The sequence below is a fragment of the Rickettsiales bacterium Ac37b genome (genome assembly GCA_000746585.2).
In the GTDB taxonomy this organism is placed as follows: Bacteria; Pseudomonadota; Alphaproteobacteria; order Rickettsiales; family Arcanibacteraceae; genus Ac37b.
Genome location: CP009217.2, coordinates 194,133 through 212,670, shown reverse-complemented (window position 1 = coordinate 212,670; position 18,538 = coordinate 194,133). Strand labels below are relative to the sequence as shown.

At 29.3% G+C, this 18,538-nt stretch carries 15 protein-coding genes and 2 pseudogenes; 4 read left to right on the top strand and 13 right to left on the bottom strand.

What is annotated here, in order from left to right; all coding sequences use genetic code 11:
• Nucleotides 1–5: 5 nt before the first annotated feature.
• The 3 genes from NOVO_01060 to NOVO_01050 all read right to left on the bottom strand — a co-directional run bounded on the left by NOVO_01060 (nt 6) and on the right by NOVO_01050 (nt 2,767).
• Nucleotides 6–425, bottom strand: a complete 420-nt coding sequence (locus tag NOVO_01060; protein ID AIL64617.1) for a hypothetical protein — start codon at nt 423–425, stop codon at nt 6–8.
• 556 nt (nt 426–981) lie between these two features.
• Nucleotides 982–1,749: an SAM-dependent methyltransferase gene (locus NOVO_01055; GenBank protein ID AIL64616.1), complete on the bottom strand. Its 768-nt coding sequence runs from the start codon at nt 1,747–1,749 to the stop codon at nt 982–984.
• 166 nt (nt 1,750–1,915) lie between these two features.
• On the bottom strand, nt 1,916–2,767 hold the full coding sequence (locus tag NOVO_01050; protein AIL64615.1) for a hypothetical protein: 852 nt from the start codon (nt 2,765–2,767) through the stop codon (nt 1,916–1,918).
• A gap of 240 nt (nt 2,768–3,007) precedes the next feature.
• On the opposite strand from NOVO_01050, the gene tlyA reads away from it, so the two are divergent.
• Complete coding sequence (tlyA, locus tag NOVO_01045) at nt 3,008–3,748, top strand: 16S/23S rRNA (cytidine-2'-O)-methyltransferase TlyA (GenBank protein AIL64614.1); 741 nt, start codon at nt 3,008–3,010, stop codon at nt 3,746–3,748.
• Nucleotides 3,749–3,957: 209 nt separating this feature from the next.
• Here tlyA and NOVO_01040 read toward each other — a convergent pair.
• The 6 genes and pseudogenes from NOVO_01040 to flhA all read right to left on the bottom strand — a co-directional run bounded on the left by NOVO_01040 (nt 3,958) and on the right by flhA (nt 11,952).
• Nucleotides 3,958–4,362, bottom strand: a pseudogene (locus NOVO_01040) (transposase; disrupted).
• A gap of 457 nt (nt 4,363–4,819) precedes the next feature.
• Nucleotides 4,820–5,363: pseudogene (locus tag NOVO_01035) on the bottom strand (Cytochrome b561 homolog 1; disrupted).
• A 206-nt stretch (nt 5,364–5,569) separates the two neighbouring features.
• On the bottom strand, nt 5,570–8,284 hold the full coding sequence (locus NOVO_01030; protein AIL64613.1) for a putative assembly protein: 2,715 nt from the start codon (nt 8,282–8,284) through the stop codon (nt 5,570–5,572).
• A gap of 160 nt (nt 8,285–8,444) precedes the next feature.
• Complete coding sequence (gene apaG, locus NOVO_01025; GenBank protein ID AIL64612.1) at nt 8,445–8,840, bottom strand: CO2+/MG2+ efflux protein ApaG; 396 nt, start codon at nt 8,838–8,840, stop codon at nt 8,445–8,447.
• Between the two features lie 119 nt (nt 8,841–8,959).
• The gene (locus NOVO_01020; protein ID AIL64611.1) at nt 8,960–9,685 is read right to left on the bottom strand and encodes a 1-acyl-sn-glycerol-3-phosphate acyltransferase; all 726 of its coding nucleotides are present in this window, start codon (nt 9,683–9,685) and stop codon (nt 8,960–8,962) included.
• A gap of 128 nt (nt 9,686–9,813) precedes the next feature.
• A complete protein-coding gene (gene flhA / locus NOVO_01015; protein ID AIL64610.1) occupies nt 9,814–11,952 on the bottom strand; it encodes a Flagellar biosynthesis protein flhA in 2,139 nt (712 codons plus the stop codon).
• Between the two features lie 575 nt (nt 11,953–12,527).
• Between flhA and NOVO_01010 the strand changes: the two genes are divergently transcribed.
• Together NOVO_01010 and NOVO_01005 are read left to right on the top strand one after the other, a co-directional pair.
• Complete coding sequence (locus NOVO_01010; protein AIL64609.1) at nt 12,528–13,214, top strand: hypothetical protein; 687 nt, start codon at nt 12,528–12,530, stop codon at nt 13,212–13,214.
• Between the two features lie 69 nt (nt 13,215–13,283).
• Nucleotides 13,284–14,111 carry a hypothetical protein gene (locus NOVO_01005; GenBank protein ID AIL64608.1) on the top strand — a complete coding sequence of 276 codons (828 nt, stop codon included), beginning with the start codon at nt 13,284–13,286 and terminating at the stop codon, nt 14,109–14,111.
• Between the two features lie 4 nt (nt 14,112–14,115).
• Here NOVO_01005 and NOVO_01000 read toward each other — a convergent pair whose 3' ends face one another.
• The 4 genes from NOVO_01000 to NOVO_00985 form a co-directional block, all read right to left on the bottom strand.
• On the bottom strand, nt 14,116–14,424 hold the full coding sequence (locus tag NOVO_01000) for a hypothetical protein (GenBank protein AIL64607.1): 309 nt from the start codon (nt 14,422–14,424) through the stop codon (nt 14,116–14,118).
• 152 nt (nt 14,425–14,576) lie between these two features.
• A complete protein-coding gene (locus NOVO_00995; protein ID AIL64606.1) occupies nt 14,577–14,969 on the bottom strand; it encodes a Transposase in 393 nt (130 codons plus the stop codon).
• A 69-nt stretch (nt 14,970–15,038) separates the two neighbouring features.
• A complete protein-coding gene (gene cqsS, locus NOVO_00990) occupies nt 15,039–15,938 on the bottom strand; it encodes a CAI-1 autoinducer sensor kinase/phosphatase CqsS (GenBank protein AIL64605.1) in 900 nt (299 codons plus the stop codon).
• On the bottom strand, nt 15,917–16,576 hold the full coding sequence (locus NOVO_00985) for a hypothetical protein (GenBank protein AIL64604.1): 660 nt from the start codon (nt 16,574–16,576) through the stop codon (nt 15,917–15,919). The genes cqsS and NOVO_00985 overlap by 22 nt, the downstream gene beginning before the upstream one ends.
• Before the next feature lie 796 nt (nt 16,577–17,372).
• On the opposite strand from NOVO_00985, the gene NOVO_00980 reads away from it, so the two are divergent.
• Nucleotides 17,373–18,494 carry an Ankyrin repeat protein gene (locus tag NOVO_00980; protein ID AIL64603.1) on the top strand — a complete coding sequence of 374 codons (1,122 nt, stop codon included), beginning with the start codon at nt 17,373–17,375 and terminating at the stop codon, nt 18,492–18,494.
• The last annotated feature ends 44 nt before the right edge of the window (nt 18,495–18,538 follow it).

Here is an 18,538-nt window from a genome sequence, read left to right as displayed (position 1 = left end):
TTATTTTATGTTAATTGAAAATAATAATAACCAAAATAGCTTGCGCCACCTAGTATAACAGTACGTATAAAAGATATCCTCAATAACCCACACAAAGTAGTAATAATAGCACCACCTACTGGTACAAAACTAATACACAACAATAAGTAAGAAGCTATATTAAAGTATTTTTTAATTTTTTCATAAAGCTCACCACGGCTAATTACATATTCCGTCTGCTCACAATATCTTAATACATATCCAAATACCCAATTTAAACTTATAGCTACTATACTACCCAATACTGCAAATAATAGCATTAATTTATCTGAATAATTTCCAAACACCTTCATAACATAGAAAACAAAGCTATTATGCATGGTAATAAGCAATCCTCCCATAAGGCTATCAGTAAATAAATAACTATATGCTTCTATTTTATCCATACAAAAACCATAAAATTTCTATTATTATATAATTAATAAATTAAGCTATAGTAAATTAAGTTGTATTTGGGACGAGGAGCGATAAGCGAACCCTACAAATAGTAGGAGAGCTTTGAGTTAACCGCGTCCTGGATTCAAATCAATTTACTATAGTAACTTGTTACTATAACATTATAACAATATTTATCCAATATTAATCTGACTTATATGTACCTAACTTGCCTTATAGTTTATAGTAAAAACATTTGAATTTGCATATGGCGTCGATCAATGTTTACCTAGCAATTAGTCCTACTCTCGGACAAAAAAGTGAAATAATGAGCAAGAAATGATGTCATACCCGTGAAAACGGGTATCTCATGAGCCTGAAACACTACTAGTTAGCGCTTTTTCGGTAATGACATAAAAGATATATCTTATATTATAGCTTCTCTTACAATTTTTTGTCTGAGAGTAGAGCTAACTGTAGGTTTGTATCTTCGCTCTATTTGAGCTAAGTAATCAATATTCAACTATCTTTTACTATATGTGTTTATACTCGTTGCAAAAAGCTTGGTTAAGTAATATTATTACGATTATTTTGAGTACCCAAACTGTGTGTGTTGAATATAAATTTTTTTGAATTATTTGCAAGGTTTCGTTTAGATATATACATCAGTTTAGTAGATTCCATTAATAATAATCCTCCAAACGGTAGTAAAGATTTTTGTCCTGTATTTTCAATTATAGAATGAAATGGTAATAATGTGGAGTAAAAATTAGGTACACCAAATAGGGCTGAACTAGTATGGGTAGGGACAAACATATGGTCGTATAGTAAATTATATAATTGTCCTATACTAAATGATTTACAAGTTTTAAAGAAATCTTTTTCTACATATGATAATATGCTAAATTTGTTAGGTACTATAATAAGTAATTTTCCACCTGGAGAAAGAATTCGCCATACTTCTTTCATAAGAAGATGAATATTGGTGGAATATTCCAAATAATGTACAAGTATAATTCTATTAATAGAATTATTAGCCAAAGGTAGAACATCTTCTTCGATAGCACAGTCTATAAAATTAGCATTAGGATCAATTATATATTCTTTTAAAGTATTAGAATATGTATCAGGATAAAAGGGACTGGCTGAAATAATATCATTGTTAAGAAAATTTTTAAGATAAATTGCAGTATATCCTATACCTAAAATTTTTTCGTTTTTAATATTATGCCAGAAAGTAGAAATTGCATTACTAATACAGTTATAGTTTTTTTGTCCTGTATCGCCAGAATAAAAATCCTTAAGACGTAAAATAATATTTTTATTATGATTCAAAATATAACCTATTGATGGTTAAAATATTATTATATAGTAAATTGATTTGAACTTGCGGACGCGGTTAACTCAAAGTTCTCCTACTATCTCTAGGCTTCGCTCTATCTGCCTTAGTCTCAAATACAACTTAACTTACTATATCCCTAAGTCCGTGTATAAACACAACTTAACGTTTCTTAGGGGAATTAGATAAAGATTTTTCTTTTCTTTCCTCTAAAATTTTTCTAGCTTGTTTACCAAGTTGATTATCCATATCATGGTCTGAAAAAACGTTTGCAATCGTAAATTTAAGTTTATGCATTATTTTTTGTACCACTAAACTCTTTTTTAGTTTTTCAGCCTTTTGTTTTAAAATGATTAATGCAAATTTTATATAATCTGCATTATCTAGGCGGATTGTTGTAAAATTTTCTGTTTCGCTTATTTGTTCTGGGGTAATATTACTGCCTTTGAAATTTGCCATGTCAACGTTTGCTTCATGAAAACTGGCGTTTTTTACGTTACTTCCACTAAAATTACTATTTACTAAGATACAATTATTAAATTCCATACCTTCTAGCTGAGATCTAGAAAAATTGGCATTAGTCAAATTAGTACCACTAGCTTTTACAGGAACATAAGCAGATAACCCTAAATTTATCCTATCAACATGCTTTTTTGATAAGTCAGTGTTTGATACGTTAATACCTTCAATGTTAACCTTTCCACTGCGAGCTAAATTTATTAAATATTCAAAACTTTTTCTATTAACTTTTGTGCCATTAAACGAACATTGGTCAAACATAATATAGTTTGTACTTAGATCTATAGAGGTTAAATCTAAATTATGGAAGTGATAATTTGCCAATATTTTATTTTCATCCTCAGAATTTATCATATTCTGTATGAGTTTTATAGCTTCATCTTGGGATAATAGGTTAAGATTCTCTGTTTTATCTTCAGACTCTTTAGCGATACCAGATAAATCTTCTATAGGGTTATTGGATAACTTTGTAAAGTTATCATCTGGAGTAGACATGTTAACTACCTTATTTATTTTTTAACAATCCTAATGGATTCCTTTATTATATATATAAATTGTATAAAAGTAAAATAGTCCATCTATATATTTATGTATTGATATTACATGGTAAACATAATATAGATTTGAATTTTATTAATTTTTAGAGTTACTTTGAAAAAATTAATAAATTGATAGAAAGTTATATATAAATATATAGGATAATTTCTAGATAAAATCTAAAGGCTTAAAAACGTTATGAAAAAAAAATTATCTGACATATTAATTAATAGAGGGTTAGCTCAAGATGAGAAGTCAGCTTTAGCATTAGTAATGGCTGGATATGTTTATACAGATGAAGGTAAATGCTTAAATAAAATTGGTGGTATATATTATGATGACATTAATTTGACGTTAAAACTGCCAAAAAATCATAAGTGGGTTTCACGTGCTGCAATCAAATTGGATCATGCATTAAAAATTTTTAATCTTGAGATCAAAAATATGATAGCTATAGATATTGGTTGTTCTACAGGGGGATTTACCCAAGTATTATTAGAATATGGAGCAAATAAAGTATATGCTGTGGATGTTGCTTATGGAGAAATTGATTGGCGGCTAAGAAATAATTCTAAAATACATTTATTAGAAAGAACAAACGCGCGTTATTTAACTTCATCTCATATTCCTGAGCTAGTGGACTTAATAGTATGTGATGCAAGTTTTATTGGATTAACAACAGTAATTTACGCCGCAATGAAATTAACAAAGGAACAAGCTACATTAGTTGCATTAATTAAACCGCAGTTTGAAGTAGCTAAAGATGAAGTTGGTAAAGGAGGAATTGTACGTGATGCTCATTTACATCAAATTGTTATTAATCGTATTAAATCTTGGTTTAATGAACAAAATGGATGGTGTGTACAAGAAGTTATAGAAAGCCCTATTACTGGTATGGAAGGAAATAAGGAATTTTTAATTATGGTTACCAAAAACTAATATATAGTAAAAACAGTTCAAGTTTGATATAAGGAATGAGGAGTAAAACCTATGAATTGTACTACTCTCAGACAAAAAATTGTAAGAGATGCTATAGTTTCTTGATTTGAATCAACTATGTTATAGAAAAAAATTTAAGCAAAATCATCTAGATAAAATGCTTTGATTTTAGCATTAGCAACCACTATTCTCTTTTTTATATCAGAGGTTAAGGCTTCTGCTTGGGTAATATCATTCTTTTGGCCAGGCGTTACAATAAATTTTAGAGGATTTCCAAGCCCATCAACTAAGGTATGTATTTTGGTGGTAAAACCACCTTTATTTCTTCCCAAAGCTTCTTTTTCTCTACTATCTTTACTTAGACCAGCACTATAAGCATGCGATTTTACTATCGTTGAATCTATCATCACAACTTCTAAATCAGGACATTTTTGAAAAGATTTGAATAAATCTTCCCAAATCCTTTGCTTTGACTATGACTTGAATCTTAAATGTACAGCACGCCATGATCCATAATACTTCGGTAATAATCTCCATTGGCAGCCACTTCTAGCCATATACCATATGGCCTCTATAAATTTTCTTAGTTTCCTTTGATTATTTGACCTTATATCTTTTCTTTTGATTCATTGATAATAAATTTGTTTCCAATCACTGGTTTTTAGATAATACTTCATCTCGGTAGTTTGTTTGAGTTTTTCCTAGGTTCTGTGAAGTTTTCTAAAAAATATGGTTTTTAGCAAATTTTTGAGCGAAAAAATAGCTTTTATTCGAAGGAATATTAATATATTTCAAGCAATAAAAGCTTTTTTTGCAGCCAAAAAGTGCTAAGAAAACAGTTGTTGAGAAACCTTCACAGAACCTAACATCACACTACAACTCATCTATTTATTTTCAACCCCTTCAACCTATTTCTACTTTAGAAAACTTCACACAACCTAAGAAACTGGCAAAAATATTTAGACGATTATTGATACTTTAAGTTTAAATATAAAAGATAAAATAAACAAATAAAGAGAGGATAAAATGACAGATGTAAAATCACGAAATGCAATATAGTTTCAAATAAAATTAAATTTTATGCTTTTTTAAGAATAACATTCTAACTAAAGTGTTATCCTTGAAGATATAATGGTGAATTAGCGCAGCAAGTGCATGAGTGCCAACAAGCCAATATCCTAATACTGAAATGGTTTTATGCCATCCAATCAGTAATTTAGATAAATCTTGATTAGGGATTTTTGTAATGGGCATGGAGATACCCAAAATATACCACTCCATTCCTTTTATATATTTTGCAATTAATGCAATGGTTGGTAAAGCAATAAAGAGCATATAGAGCAATATATGTACAGTTCTTCCAAGATATAGTTGTAATTTTGGAGGAGCTGGTATGATTTCAGGAACAGGATTTTTAATGAAGAGAAAAAGCCTTACTATCATGAAGATACATACTAAAAAGCCAAAACTAAAATGAGATATTACCATATAAGTTCGGAATGGAAGACCTTTTTCAAAAAACACTCTTAGTTCTATACTAACTATAAGCTAGAACAATCAGAAGAAATCCTATCCAATGTAAATAAATTTGCGGAGTTGAATATCTATTGTCCATATTTTTTATATAATATAGTAAATTGATTTGAACTTGAGGACGCAGTTAGCTCAAAGCCCTCCTACTATTTGTAGACTGCGCTTTATTCTTAGCCTAGTTCTAAATATAACTTAATTTACTATATAGCTTATTGTTACAAAACACAAGTTATAAAAAACAATGTTATACATTTTTTACAATAAAACAAACATTGTTTAAAAAGAGCACTAATGTATTTTTTTCATTAACCCTTTAATGCCCTTTCCTATTAAATCATCAACAGGATTACTCTGGTTTCCCCCTTCTTCTGGTTCTGATTCTTGATTTTTACCAAGGTTTTTAATTATATCTAAAGGATTTTGGCCTTTTATAATGCCTTTTAAGACATTATTTATTAAATATTGTTGTAGATCTTTTAACATCACTTTATGTTGAACATTATTTAAATTACCATAAAAATGTACAGTAAAAGGAGGATAAGATTTTTTACTATCTAAATTGATTATACTGTTTATATCACATGTATAGCTTGGCAGATTAACATTTCCAGATGTTGCTGCTTCTATTCTACCTGCATTTAACTTACTGCTACTGATGTGAGCAATACCGTTCTTTATCTCAGCTGATATGGTTAGGTCATTAAACTGAGTATCTCCACCTGAAAATGACTTGTCAAAAATTTGTAATATTTCAGTAGGGTTTTTGATACTTTGGATAAGATTCAGAATTTTTTGTAAATCAAAACCAGAAATTGTGCCTGAGTTTGCAGTTAAATTAACATTTCCACTCAAGTTATTCACATACTGCCTTTGGGTATGTCCAGTAGTTTTAAGGTCTGCTGTTAAATTAACTATCCCATTAAGAATTTTAAACGTACCTTTTTGACCTGTAATATTTTTTAAACTAGCTTGCTGTAGATTAACCTTTAAATTAGCAGGTCCATCAGCCGAAATTTGCCCATTTCCTTCTAGAGACCCGCCAAATAATTTACCACGTAAAGATTTAATACCTAGATTACCATTTGATAACGAGAGGGTAGTTTGTATGGTATCAAATATTAAATTATCTTTTATGATTTGTTTAATATTTAAATTTATATCAGCATCAAATTTTTTCAAAGATGCTAAATCTATTTTCTCATTAGACCATGGTGATATACTGCTACTACTAGAGCTTGCAGCGCTTTGAGTGTAGGTAGATCTTGGTGCAGAACTAGAAGTATTACTAAGATTTATAGAACCAATCTGGATATCTGATGAGATTTTTGGTTTATTATTTGCTAAATCTATATTTACAATGCCCTTCAAATTCATTGGGCTATTTTTTAAATTAACATCAAACTTATTGATATCAATTTTTATTGAGTGAGCTACATCTCCATCAATTTTTGCTAATAACGAATATTTTCCTAAGTCACTATTAGATGATGATTTCGTCAATTGAGCAATAAGATTACCTAAGCTATTACCTATACTTTCAATAGTTAAATTAGGAATAATAGATTTTTTAAAACCTACATTTCCTTGTATATTACTTGAAGATCCAGCAAGTAGTAAGGTAGTATTTGTATTAATAAAGTCCTGTTCTTTGGTAGAAGATCCTTTTATTGATACACCGCCCAGATTAATTGGTAAATTAACTGCAAAAAGATTAGCAAAAATTTCGGGGTTATCAATTTGTAAATTATAGTTAGCCGACATATTTTTGTTCCAATCTTTTATTCCTAAATCACCTTTTAAATTGGCTTTATCAATGTTTAGGCTAATATTATTCAAGGATAAATTTTGCTCTGAGTATCCTAAATCTGTAATTAAAATAAATGCTTTATTTAATAAGGAAGCTGGAACCTCTTTAATATCGATAGCAAGTTCATCAAGTAGAGGTTTTAGTGCATTAGCCTTCACAGATAATTTTTCACTAATCACATTATTAGAGGTAGGAGTACCAGAAGTGAGGGTTAGGTTTATATTACCTGGATTTAACTCAACTTGTAGATTAATCTTACCATTTTCTGTAGAAAAGCTACCACCACCATTTGCCACTATATTACCTGATTTTAAGCTAATCTCATTCAAGGAAAGTAATTTTTGACTTGCATTAATATTACTGGTAATCGTGTAATCTCTAGCACCTATAATTTTAATATTAGGTAAAATATCTTCTAAATTCTTAGCATTACCCTGTAAATTAAATTGGCCTATAAAATTCATATTATCACGTTTTAAATCTCCTATAATAGTAGCTTTTTCTTTAAAAGCCTCTAAATTCATTTTGATAGCGATAATACCTTCTTTTTCGTGTATATTGCCAGATATACTATAGTTTTTACCAGTAGAATGTAATTCTGCACGTATATTATCTGGTCCATGTAAATTTTTAATCGCTAAATTATCAATATAAATTGTTATTGGAGCATTATTTGCGCTAGTAGAGTCAAGATAGTTTAACTGACCGTTAGCAATCTCGATTAAACCAATAGATAAATTGGTGGAAGTACTACCTTCATTAGACTGCGTACTAGGTACATTGCTATTAGCATTAGCTTCCGTTTTAATAAATTCCCAGGAGGATGCGCCATTTTTTGTGCGCTCTAGATTAAGGATTGGATCGTTAATAATAATTGAGGAAATATCTAAATTACCTTTTAATAAGGATAATATTGAAACAGATGCAGATATTTTGCTTACTTTGAGCAAAGAGTCGTTTTCTGCGCCAGCGATTGATGCAAGAGATACATCTTTGATTTTAATAGTTGGAACGGGCAATAATGAAAGTGCAATAGGCCCATTAATCTGTAATTCTCTACCTGTAGCCTCTTTAACCTTATTAACAGCAAGTTGCTTATAAGAATCTAAGGGAATAAAAAATGGTATTATTAGTAGTATAATTATAATGCAAGCAAAAAATATCACCGAATATTTTATAAATCTAGGTAATTGCACGTTACCTCCTATATATTAAAATTTTATATATAGCAAATTAAGTTGTATTTGCGACTAGGAGCGATAAGCGAAGCCTACAAATATAGTAGGAGAGCTTTGAGTTAACCGCGTCCCAGATTCAAATCAATTTACTATATGTGAAGATTTATTAAATTCTTAGTTAATTTATGCTCATTTTTTCATATGGGTTATCTAAAGAAAAGGCAGGTATGATAACCTCAAAAGATTCTTGAGTACTAGGAATAATCATATTATAACAACCTAGCATGATACCTGAAGAAGTTTTGAGCGTAGCATGGCTTGTATATTCAAAATATTCATTAGGATGAATCAAAGGTTGTTGTCCAATTACTCCATCCCCAGAAACTTCCTGAATATTACCATCTGAGTCAATAATACGCCAATACCTACTTAATAATTGTACTGTCTCTATTCCATAGTTTTCAATAAAAATATTATAAGACCACACATAGTAGTTATCTAAGGGTGAAGATAACTCATCCTGATACTGAGGAGAAACAGTAATTTTTAACGACCTAGTAGTATAATTATACATACATGCTAAACTTATTATTATTTAAAATTATTTATACCATAATAAATTAAAAAGCTTATCATAGAAAGTTTTTTAACAAATTATTATAGTTTATAGTAATATATTTTTCGATATGTGCATTAAATATTAAGCAATTCCTTAGATTTAGCTTCAATTCTTTCCTTCAAAATATGTATAAATTCTTCCTTACTTAGACCTGGCAGAATCGGAGGTAAAAATTCAATTACACAGGTACCAGATTTTTTTAAAAAACTATTTTTAGGCCAAAAAACCCCTGTATTGAGAGCTGCTGGAACCACAACCACATTATTTTTTTCATATAACAAGCTTATGCCAGAATGATAATTAGTTATTGTACCTACACTTGTCCTGGTACCTTCAGGAAAAATAATAATAGGACGATTTTCAGATAATCTTTGTTTTGCCTGCGCCATAAGCTGCTTAAGAGCTTCCATACGACGTAAGCGGTTGATTACAATCATACCAGTACGTAATAAGTATAACCCATACAAAGGTATCCTAGTCAATTCTCTTTTTAGTACATACACAGGATATTCTTTTATGATAGCATGAAAAATAATAACTTCATATGTAGATTGATGCTTTGAAGCAATAATATAAGGTTGATTTTTAGGTAAGTATTCTAATCCACGTACCTCAAAATTTAAATTATATATTAGCCTTAAACCAAATAAAGAACCAATCGCCCATAAACGATTTATACGAGCTACAATAATAGGCTTATACATTAATAAAGGTAGACCTATAATTGCAACAAATAAAGTCCACAATACCCAATAAGTATCAAAAACAATAGAACGTAAAATAGTAATACACTTTTTCATATATTTTTACTTCATCTATAATATTTCCTGGGGCCACAATAAACAATTCATAATTCAAATCAAAAAACTTTAGATGTACTTCATAACAAATATATAGTCAAAGAAATTTAATAATTACAGTATGAATTTTATACTTGTGCTAAAACGTTAATATTGGTTTTAGGATATATTTCACTCTGAGATAATACTACTACAGACGGCTTAATTCTTTCAACTACCGACCTTACATAAGGACGTATAGGACTACTTACAAGTAGTATAGGTATAGAACCTTTAATAATTTGTTCTTCATATGTTTTCCGTACAGTACTAACAAATTCTTGTAATCTACTCGGAGCCATTGCCAATTGCTTTTCTGAATTTGCATTACTTACCAAACTCTCCATAAAAGCTTGTTCCCACATTGGAGAAAGGGTAATAGCTGGTATATATCCCTCATTATTAGTATGAGCATAACTTAATTGCCTAGCAAGACGAGTACGTACATGCTCAGTAATTTGAATTATATTATTATTAGCAACTTTAGCTATTTCTGCTATAGCCTCTAAAATTGTAGGTAAATCTCTAATAGAGACCATTTCTGAGAGTAGAGACTGTAACACTCTTTGTAAACTACTTACACTAATTTGTACAGGTACTGTATCACTAATAAGCTTTTTATGAGAATCAGCTATACTATCAATTAATTTTTGTGTTTCGCTAAATGATAGCAGCTCAGTTATATTTTCCTTTATAATTTCTGTAAAATGAGTTGTAATAACCGTAGGTGGATCTACAACAGTATATCCTTTAAAGATAGCTTCCTCTTGTTTTGACTCATCTATCCATTTTGCAGGCAAACCAAATGCTGGTTCACGTGTATTTTCACCATCTATTGAAATTTCTTCTCCCTTAGGATCCATAATTAGAAGCATATTAGGCTTAATTTCACCACCTGCACATTCAATCTCTTTGATTTTGATACTGTAACGATTGTTATCTAACTGTAAATTATCCTGTATACGTACAGATGGTATAACAAAACCTAAATCTTTAGCCATTTGCTTGCGCAACGCTTTTATTTGGTCAGTAAGACGATTATTTTTATAGGAAGTAAGTGGCAATAAAGCATATCCGAGTTCTATACTTACGATATCCAATTGTAACATTGCAGAAATAGGCTCATCTTGAGTAGCGGTTTGATCATTATCATTGCTCTCTACTCCTGCAGAATCCTTATTAGAACTTTTCTCTGCAACAGTTTTAGCTTCTTTCTTTATTTCTTTTAACATCCATGCCGTAGTACCACTTAAAATTGAAATTAGTAAAAAAGGAGCATAAGGCAACCCAGGCATTATAGCCATAAAAAACGTTAAAACGCTACATAATGCAAGTGGTCTAATTTTAGCAAGCTGCGTATATATAATTTTTTCAGTAGAACCTACATTACCAGATTTTGATACCAATAGACCCGCAGAAAGAGAAATTATTAAAGCAGGAATTTGTGCAACTAAGCCATCACCAATAGTCAAAGTTGTATAGGTATCTAAAGCTTGTTGAAAAGACATATTATTTTGTACAATACCAATAACAATGCCAGCAATAAAATTAATAAAGGTAATAAGTAATCCAGCAATAGCATCACCACGAACAAATTTATTGGCACCGTCCATAGCCCCAAAAAAGGTACTTTCATCTTCAAGTTCCTTACGGCGTGTTTTAGCTGTTGACTCATTTATTAATCCAGCTGCTAAATCTGCATCTATAGCCATTTGCTTACCAGGCATAGCGTCCAAACTAAAACGTGCAGCTACTTCTGCAATACGCCCCGATCCTTTAGTAATCACCACAAAATTAATAATAGTTAGTATTATAAAAACAATGACACCTATTATTACATTACCTTCCATAACAAAATTACCAAAAGCTTCTATAACATGCCCTGCAGCAGCTTTACCATTATTACCATTTGAAAGTATTAACCTAGTGGAAGCAATGTTAAGTGATAGCCTAATTAGCGCAGTAACAAGCAGTATTGTAGGAAAAACACTAAATTCAAGAGGTCTGTGGATAAACATACTTGTTAAAAGTACTAATACCGATATAGCAATCGAAAAAGCTAGCAATATATCTAAAATAGATGGTATTACTGGAAATAATAAAACAAATAATATGCCAAAAATAGCAATAGCAAATACTACATCGCCATTCTTAGATATTTTATTTAGTACCGGTCTAATATTGCTTTCTAAATTAGTAGTTTTATATAAAGATAGTAAGTTAATCACACTGTTAATTCTACAATATTAATATATACTTCTATAGCTAGCCTTATTCATATTATGTAATACAAAATAGTTAACATATTACGAGGCAAAAATAAGTTAATTAGCTATAAGTGCTCTTCATTATATATAATCACAACGTATATGCAATGTATATTATATATTTAGCTTTAATGGTATATAGTTTTTTAATTTATGTTCACTTTCTACATATAATAAAGTCTTTATTAGCAATATTTTGTTAACAGTCCCATAGTGAACTTTTTTATCTGAGTATAGTATAATCAGCTTGATTTTATATACAGAACACATGTATTTTTAGAAATATTATAATAGTTATTAACTCAATTATTTACATTTTAGTTTAAAATACGCAAAAACTTTATATTTAATTAATATTATACTTGACTCCTTACACATATAGATGAATTATAATAATATATGCTTTATCAATATGCGATAGCTAATGTGTAGGGGGCCAACTAAAAAATTCTATTAACTTAATTCTTAATTATACAAACTCTAAAACAAAAACTTTATAACTTAAAAATTCAACTATTTATTATAAGGAGTAGGGTATGTATCAATATTCAATTTTACAAAAAGGTATTATTTATTTTATTTATCGCCCTAAAGTTGAAACACACCCCAAGAGTAGTGGGGACGATATACAACATTTTTTCATAGTTTTAAAACCAGAAACAGAAAAGCAATTGATAGTATTAGTGGTTGGTAAAAAAAAATTACCTAATAATAAAGAGCATCATTTTGCTTTTGTTAACAAAATTGAATCTAGCTTAGAAGCTTTTATGGAAGATTTTGAAGAAAAAACTTATTTTACACATACAAAAGGAAAGCGTACCTTGCCCGCAGCAAAATTAATTTCAGAAGGATCCTACATCATATCTGATCATCACAATCATACCCATTTATTTTATACACTTACAAGCTCTTCTGAGAGAAAAGATATAAAAAAATTTGGTATTATGCAATACGGTGATTTTATTATACATGTCAAAAACCCTAATAGTTATTCACCAAGCAAACAAGGACTTTCTGCAAATCAAAAGGCCCTTTATCCTAATAAATTACAAAATATATTTAAAGATTATAAGTTTATACCAGTAAAGCCCGTTGACTTTTTAAATTATGAGGGAGCAGAAATCTTACTAACTGGCACCAATATAGAGAATATTAAACGTGAAGAACAAGCTTTATCTAAATGTATACATGAAATTGAGCACGAAAATATATTAAGGCTTTAGCAATTTAAATAATAATTATATACAAATTGCCAAAACCAAAATACATAATTATTTTATATAGGTTACATTATGATTAATATTTTACTTTTACCTGCAATTATTTTGTTAAATATAGCTAGCTTCATAGCTTATGCTAACGATAAAAGCTTAAACGAAGAACTTACAGTCCAATCATTAAAAGAATTACATCAACCAAATCTTTTATATCATTCTAATTTGCTTAAAGTTCAGTTATCAACTAATGATAAAATATCGAGCTTCAAAAATAAGGAAATCACTTTTAAACTTTTACAAAGCACTAACAATCTACCCATATCAATGGATTCTATTGAACCAATACATGGTCCCAAATTACACGCATATGTAATTAATAGTAGCTTTACCGATTATCATCATTTATACCCCGTCCCATTAAAATCCCAAGACCAACTATATTTTTCATTTATACCTAAAACAAATGAATTATATCATTTATGGATTACCATGAAAATCATTTCTACTGCACGCGAAGAATATGTATATACACAATTAAATACCAACTCTACATATAATAATTATTTATCCCCTATTGAAAACTTATCAGCTAATATAGGAAATTATTATTTTAAATTAACATTTTCTGAACCTTTAAAATTATACTCACCTATAAATGCTAAAATTATTATAAGTAAGCAACCTACATTAAAACAAACAGAGAATTTGGAAAAAATAAATTATGAATTAGTAAATATTATAGGCTTCTATTATAAAAATAATGCTATATTCCATTTACATCCCACCAATTCTTTCAGCTCATCTACAGATCAAGCGTGGGACTTTCATTGGATCCCTGAATATCATGATATTGCCAAAATATTTTTTGAATTTAAAATTCATGGCCAAATATTCAAATTATAGTCAATTAAGTTGAGAATGGCATAGAGAAGCCATAATCAATAGCATCGCTAAGGTTATTAAAATTAGTAATGATAGGTTTGATTTTAGCTTTTAAATGAGCCCAATATTTTTCAATTGGGTTGAGATCAGGAGAGTAAGGTGGTAAGAATAAAAGTTTACAGCCTATATCTTCTATTAAATTCCTAGTTCTAGCTGACTTATGGAACGTTGCATTATCAAGTATTACAACTTGACCAAATCTTAGTTCGGGCACCAAACACTGACTAACCCACTCGTTAAAAACTTCTGTATTACATGTGCCCTTGAAACACATTGGCGCAATAATTTTCTTCCCAACCTTACCTGCAATAAAGCTTTCTCAATCATGTTTTTTACCTGAGATATCACCATAAACTTTACTTCCTCTGAGACTGTATCCCCAAGAATAGTACAAATAGCTATCAATTCCACTCTCATCAATATAAACTATATCTTCCGCTTTATAGTTTGCGATAGCTGCCAAAAATAATTGCCGTTTTGCTTCATCCCGTTCACGATAGAGTGTGGTCTTTTTTTTCGTGTGATCCCCAAAGTCTTGAATGCCAAACAGATAGCAGCTGTAGACACATTAAAAACCTTTGCAAAATCAGATAATAGCCAATTGCTGTTTTTAGACACCTCGTTTAATAATTTGATTGGATCAAGCTTCTTCCATGGCTTAGCTGCTCGTGTGGCTGCTAAATTCCCGGATTTCGATCTCGATAACCATCTATAAATTGTTCTTTCACCTATGCCAAAAATTCTTGCAGCTTCTTCTCTGGTATAACCTTTATTAACATAGTGAATTACTTTTTTACGTAAATCTAAGGAATATGCCATTGCTTCTACTGTTTTGGGTTTATGAGCTTTTTAATATATCATATATCATGTCTTTATCAACTTAATTTACTATATTTCTAATTTTTGTAAATCAAGTAATATTTTGCCAGCATTAATTTTAGCAAGATCAAGTAAACTTCCTACCAACGAAGTTAGTCTCTTAGAGTTTTTAAATATTTGTCTGGCCAATTCAAATTTCTTTTTCTCATCAAATTTTTGCCAATATTTTACCAAAGCCTCAGAAATAGTAGTTAACCCTTGTATTGGCGTACGTATCTCATGACTCATATTATTGAGAAATTCAGTCTTCACTGCTAAGGCTTTTTCTAATTCTATAGTTCTATGTTCAACCTTAGCTTCTAGCCGCTTGTTTAGTTCACTTAAAGTTTTTTCTTTAAAATGATTAAAAATTTCCTTATTTTTAGAAAATATAGTACCAAGTATTACTGTACATATAAACATGTATAAAAATAATGCTGTATTATAATCAGTGGGCCAGCTATCTATTTTATTTCCCAAACTATAAAAAAACACAAAACCCAAAATAATTCCTATAGCTTCTATCACTACAAAGGTAAGAGAATCTAACAATAATATCACAATCATTACACCAATATTAAAATTAATTAACCACCCTAGGGAAAAATTATCTTTTAATAATAGATAGGTGGTTAAGAAAGGAACTGTAAATATAATAACCATATACCAATATAAAGGCAAAAAAGCTTTGAGTTTCTTGGGCCAATACTTATTTAACAATAAAATGAAGCATAAGAGTGTTGAAACTAATCTTAGTATTAATCCTTCAGTATTTTTAATAAAATATGCTTCATATAAATAAGTTAAAGGATAATTAATGACACCAAAAAGCGCAAATGTATGATAAGACGCCCCATATTTTTTAACAATACTTTGAGAAAGTGTAATTAAATTAATATTACCAAAAATTATTTTTGAGGTTTTTGACATATTATTAACTGTAGATTACTATTATCATTTAATATATCTAATATATTAAACCCTATCTTCGATAATAATTCCTTAATAATCTTCAAAGGTGTTTTTCTTGATACAATCCCCCTACATTCTTGCCCTTTACTTATAAAAATTTTACCATAATTTGTCATTTCAAAGCTCATATCTTGAGTAGCTTGAAAATATATATCTATTAAGTTTAAATTTTTATTCCATACACAACATACCTTAAAAAAATCAATATAGTTTTCAAACTCAGGATTAATTTGGGTAAAATATTTTAAGACTCCTTTTACTAATTCGTATAAATAGACATTATCATATGATTTTAGTAAAGTTTTTTCATCTTGATTAGTATCAACTACTAGAATAAATTTATCTTCAATATTCATTAATTGAAAAATCTGTCTTAAGGCCTGTACTTGTAATGTAAAAGAAAAATTCCCTATTGTTCCTCCTAGAAATAATATACATTTCCTACAATCATCCTGGTGTAAGGATTTTAAATTAGCCAGTGACATTAAATCAGCTTCAATACCTATTATATCTACATTAGATGTATTTTTTTTTAGAAAAGTACATGCATTATCTAAATAAAGTTTTGAATGATCTACAGCATAATAACGTTTCAACGACTTCGCATAATTTAATAAAGGAATAGTTTTATGAATTATTGTATGATCTGATCCTGGCCCAATTTCAACTATTTCTTCAATATCATATAAATACTCTCTAAGCTTTGTACCATGATTTTTTATTATCCTGTTGCAATGTATATATCATAATTAGGCTCAATTCTATTATTTATATCATAAGATATATAATTCTTAATTATATTACATCATAATCAATAAACTTTTAAGATAATTCTATGATTATTCTTTATTTCTCTACTTTACATATAATTTTTTGCTTCAATCTAGCTTTGCTAAAGGTACTCTCTCCTGTTAACATGATGCTCTTAAAATATTATTTTCAACATAAAATATATGTAACATATTGTAACTAAGCTTATTTTCTGTATCAAAAATAACAAATATTAAAGTTCATTTACATTTATAAATACTTAATACCATTTTTATAATTTATTAAATCATTTTTCTTTCTTACTAAAAGTCGTATCAATTTCATTGATTTTGCTCACAATCTCATAGTAAAACCATACCGTAATTAGATGCAAAGAGCAAGAAGTGAAGCCTATAGTAAATTGACTTGAACTTGCGAACTCAGTTAGCGCAAAGCTCTACTACTATTTTGAGGCTTTGCTTTATCGCTCCTCGTCTCAAATACAACTTAATTTACTATATAAAAAATTAGAAAATTAATAAATAGTAAACATTTTTATGTTATAATTTTCATAAAATATTAATATAATTGTAAAAAATCTAATAAAGATATTAATTTTTAATTAAGTGTAAAAGGAAAATCATGAAAAATAATTCGCTCGATATAGAGCAAAATGTTAATTTAAAACTTTTAAAGAAATGGGGAATGACTCCTTTGCATTATGCAGTTGCAGCTAAGGATAGAGCAAGGGTAGAATTGCTCCTTACAAGAGAGAATAATATAGGTGTTGAAGAGAATAGTATGATAAATTTTTTACCTATTGCTCTAAAGAATTTTTACATGAAAATTAAGAAGAAACTAGGGATAAATAATCAGATAGAGGTTAGAGATAAACTGGGTAGGACAGCTTTACACATTGCAACTGAACATGGTTATCTAGAAATTGCAGAATTATTAATTAATAAGGGGGCAAATATAAACGCCAGGGATCCTTACGGTAAAACACCTTTATGTATTGCTGTTGAGAAAAATGAGAGAGAAGTAATGAAACTTCTTATAGACAAAGGTGCTAATATTGATGCTGAAGTTAATAATATCACCAACTCTTTATATGCTGAGATTAAGAAATTCTATATCAAAACTAAGAAGAGAGTGATAAATAGAGGTAATTATGTAGAATTTATACATAGTAGGCGCTCACCTTTGCATTATGCTATAGCGCATACAGAAGAAGCAGCAATGAAATTGCTATTAGAGAATGGAGCTGAGATAGACATTCTAGACAAGAATGGCGAAACTCCTTTATATTATGCTTCTAAGAGTTACCGTTACGCTGGTGATAAAATGAAGATACTAGTTGCAACTGGAGCCAAATTAACTAATGAAATTAAGGAAGAAATTTCTGATGATTTATATAAGGAACTTAAAAGACTAGCTGCAAAATACCAAAAAGGAAACAAGAGTATGCATGAGACTTTTAGTGGTTTACTGGCTTTAATGCCTGCTGCTACTTGTCATGGTATATTTCTAGGAAAGGATGTAATGAGTAAAATAGCGCATTATATGACTAGCGAGGAAGTCAGTAATACAGTAACTCAAGATACTGTTGAAGCAGCTACACTTGTGTATAATAATCGTCAAGCATCCGAGCATTCGGTGGCTACCATAGAAAATATTATTAAATCAGGTAAAGCAAATTTATATACCATTATGAATCAAGGTAAGCAAAGATCCCATATGATACAATATAGTAAATTAAGTTGATAAAGACATGATATATGATATATTAAAAAGCTCATAAACCCAAA